2 protein-coding genes are annotated in these 4003 nt (G+C 35.1%); both read right to left on the minus strand.

What is annotated here, in order from left to right; all coding sequences use genetic code 11:
* Positions 1-584, minus strand: a 584-nt coding sequence (locus ACFQ5N_RS12505; protein ID WP_386809941.1) for a PorP/SprF family type IX secretion system membrane protein, incomplete at its 3' end; no start/stop codon positions are given.
* 65 nt (positions 585-649) lie between these two features.
* Positions 650-4003 (minus strand): T9SS type B sorting domain-containing protein (locus tag ACFQ5N_RS12510; protein ID WP_386809943.1); only part of this gene is annotated, 3354 nt, incomplete at its 5' end.

Below are 4003 nucleotides of genomic sequence, written 5' to 3' on the forward strand. Positions count from 1 at the left end.
GTTAAAAAATAGTGCATTTTCTCTGAAGCTGTACTTACATAACCATTACCGCTTTCTAAATGACGGGTCTCTAAAAAGTTTGGCGCTGAAAGTCCTACATAAAACTTATTGGTATAATAATAAACACCGGCTCCAAAGTTTGGTGAAGCTTGATTTACCGGCTCGTTTAAAGGATCCGGATCAACAGTGTCTAAATATCCTATATCTAATAAAGTAACTCCTGCTTTTAATCCAAACGCTAAACGACCTTCTTCTCCAGTGAAAATAGTATAAGAGAAATCTGCATAAATATTATTCTCTTGAACTGGTCCAATCTCATCATGAATAATTGATAATCCCAATCCTGTAGCCTTACCAACCGGTGAATTAAAGGAAAGCGTCGCTGTTTGTGGAGCACCATCTACGCCAACCCATTGCGTACGGCCTAACAAACCAATTGCTGGAACTCCTTTAGATCCAGCATATGCCGGATTGATAACAACCATATTATACATATACTGCGTATACTGAGCATCTTGCTGGCTGAAAATAGTACTTACGCTTAAAAGCATAAACATACTTATTATTAATTGTATTTTTCTCATAAAACTTTGTTTCTAAAATAGTTTATTAAAGAAAGAACTCTTAGAGTTCTTTCTTATTGTACTAATTACCTTTTTAAATATACCCAACCTGTTTGTGGTACTCTTTCATTATCATTATAATAAATTGTATAGAAATATGTTCCTATTGGCAATTCACCTGCTCCAACATTCCAACGACCATCAGAATATCCATCCCACCACATTGGTGTTGTTCCTGGATCTCCATTATGTTGGTACTCATACACTTTATTACCCCAACGGTTTACAATTTCCATTTTGAAATTAGGATATAATATTTCAATACCACCTACTTCAAACACATCATTTATACCATCACCATTTGGTGTAAATTCATTTGGAATTATAAAGTCAACAATAGGCATTGTATAAACACTGTCCATATCATCTTCACGTATATCTCCATTACCAGGTGTTGAATCTATATCAAATTCATTTGCATCTGTTACTTCAGCAATATTTAACCAATCACCATAACCAACAACCTTAGCTGTAATTACTAATGATTGTGTTTCACCATTTTGAACATCACCAACATACCAAACACCCGTAGCTTCATTGTATATTCCAACGGTTGCTATTGCACTTTCAAATACATAACCTGAAGGTAAAACATCGGTTACTTCAACACCGGTTGCATTACTTGGCCCTTCATTTGTTACACTAACAGTAAAATCAACATTTGATCCTGCAGTTGGCTCAAAAATATCAACATCCTTGGTTAATTCCAAATCAATCACTGCTATTGGTGTTACTTCCACACAACTTGTTTCTCCATTCAAATTAATTGTAGCGCAGTTTTCATAAGGTCCGGTTGCGTTAACTAATACATCAATAATTAGAATTTCAACTTCACCTCTTAGCACTTTTCCTACGTTCCAATCTCCAGATATTTCATCATAATCTCCTCTGCTTGAACTGTAATTTAAGAAAGTAAATCCGGCTGGTAAAATATCAGAAACAACAATATTTGATTGATCTAGTTTCCCTGTATTTTCAATTTTAATTTCAAATGAAATTTCTGAATTTACTAATGGTTCTAAATTATCGGCTACTACTGTTTTTTCAATTATTAAGCCAGATGGATTAACACCACCGCCAATGAAGAAAAACTCACAATCTATATCATCTTCACTACTATCTCCATTTCCTGGTGTTGAGTCTACATCAATTTCATTTGCTGCCGTAATTTCAGCACAATTTAAATGATCTCCTGTTGTTAACACCAATACATCTATTAATAAAACAGCCGTATTACCAGGTTCAATTTGTGTAATTTCCCATATTCCTGAAGTTTGATCATACGTTCCTATTGTTGAACTATAACTTAGGAAGTCATATCCAGAAGGTAATACATCTGTTACTTCAACACCTGTAGCATTTGAAGGACCTTCATTTAGAACTCTAATCTCAAACGTTTTTAAATTCCCAATTGTAGGTTCCGAAATTCCATCAACAAAATCTTTTGTTAAACTTAAATCTATAAATGCTGTAGGATTAATAGCTACACTTCCCTTATTATTAGAACTGTCTGAATCTCCCTGATCAGCAATTACATCACTTGTTGTATTAGTAATTGTAGTTCCTAAAGTTCCTGAATCTACAGATGCATTAATTAATAAAACAGCAGTATCTCCATTTGGTAAATCTCCAATAGACCATAAACCTGATCCCCAATTAAAGGCTCCTTCATTTGTTGTATGACTCACATATGAAACTCCAATTGGCAATACATCAATTATTTTAACTCCAGTAGCATCACTTCCACCAAGAATATTAGTAACTTCAATAGTATAAGTAATAATGTCACCTTCATTTGGTGTTGAATTATCAACCGTTTTCACAGTCATTAAATCTAAACTTGTTACCGTAATCGATTCTGTATCATCATCTGGTGTTACGTTTGAATCAATTTGATCTTGTGTGTTGCTCACCGTATTGGTTAATACTTGACCTTTTGTACCAGGCCCAACAACAGCCTCAATTGTAATTGTTTCTGTTACTCCTGAGTCTAAAGTTCCAATAGTCCAATTTGGTGCTAACCAAGTTCCAACAGTTGGAGTTACTGCTCCATAACTTAATCCTATTGGTAAATTATCACTTACCACTAAATTGGTTACTTCGGCTGTTCCATTATTTGTAACTGTTACCGTGTACGTAACAATATCTCCTTCATTTGGCGTGGCATTGTCAACAACTTTTGTTAACACAACATCAGACATATTTATTACTTGAATAGCTGCAAATAAGATATCTCCTGAAGTAATTAAATCAACCTGATCTCCTGAAGCAGCCGTTGTATAATTTGTAATAATTGTACCTCCAGTGTTTGAATTAACTATAGCACTTATTTGAAGTTCTACTGTTTCTCCTACCGCAATTTCACCAATATTCCAAATACCTGAGCCTCTATTAAAGTTACCTTTTGAAGTATTATGACTTGCATAGGTAACTCCAATTGGTAAGTTATCTGTTAAACTTACACCGGTTGCTACACTTGGACCATTGTTCAATACTGTAATCGTATACGTTACTGTGTCTCCTTCGTTTGGTGTTGCATTATCTACTACTTTGGTTGTAACTAAATCTGATGCTGAAACAGTTACTGAAGCACTTGCATCAACATCTGTAAGATCTGTTTGATCTTGACTATTACTTACTGTATTAGTTAATACTTGACCACTTGTTCCTACTCCTACAAGCGCTTGAATTGTAAGAGTCTCTGTAATTCCTGAAGCCAATGTTCCAACTGTCCAAATTCCAGTAGCTGTATCAAATGTTCCAACACTTGGTGTTGCTATACCAAAACTTAAACCACTTGCTAAAACATCTGTAACAATTAAATTAGTCGCAGTTGCAGGACCTTGATTTTCTACTGTTACCGTATAAGTAACAATATCTCCTTCATTTGGTGTTGCATTGTCTACTACTTTCGTCAACACAATATCTAACGTCTCACCAACTGTTAATGGTGCTTCAAGGGTATCTGTTCCAGTAACTAGATCACTTTGATCTCCTGTGGCAGCTGTGGTAATATTGGTAATCGTAGATCCTGATGTTCCAACATCTACTGTAGCTACAATCTCTAATGTAGCTGTAGCTCCATTAGCAACTGTACCAATATTCCAAATACCTGAACCTGAATTATAATTTCCTTCTAAAGTACTATGACTTGCATAGGTAACTCCAATTGGTAAGTTATCCGTTAAACTTACACCAGTTGCTGCACTTGGACCATTGTTCAATACCGTAATCGTATACGTTACCGTATCTCCCTCATTTGGTGTTGCATTGTCTACTACTTTGGTAGTTACCAAGTCTGCACTTGAAACAGTTACTGAAGCACTTGCATCAACATCCGTAAGATCTGTTTGATCTTGACTATTACTTACTGTATTAGT

Source organism: Lutibacter holmesii, assembly GCF_042679665.1.
Taxonomy (GTDB): Bacteria; Bacteroidota; Bacteroidia; order Flavobacteriales; family Flavobacteriaceae; genus Lutibacter; species Lutibacter holmesii.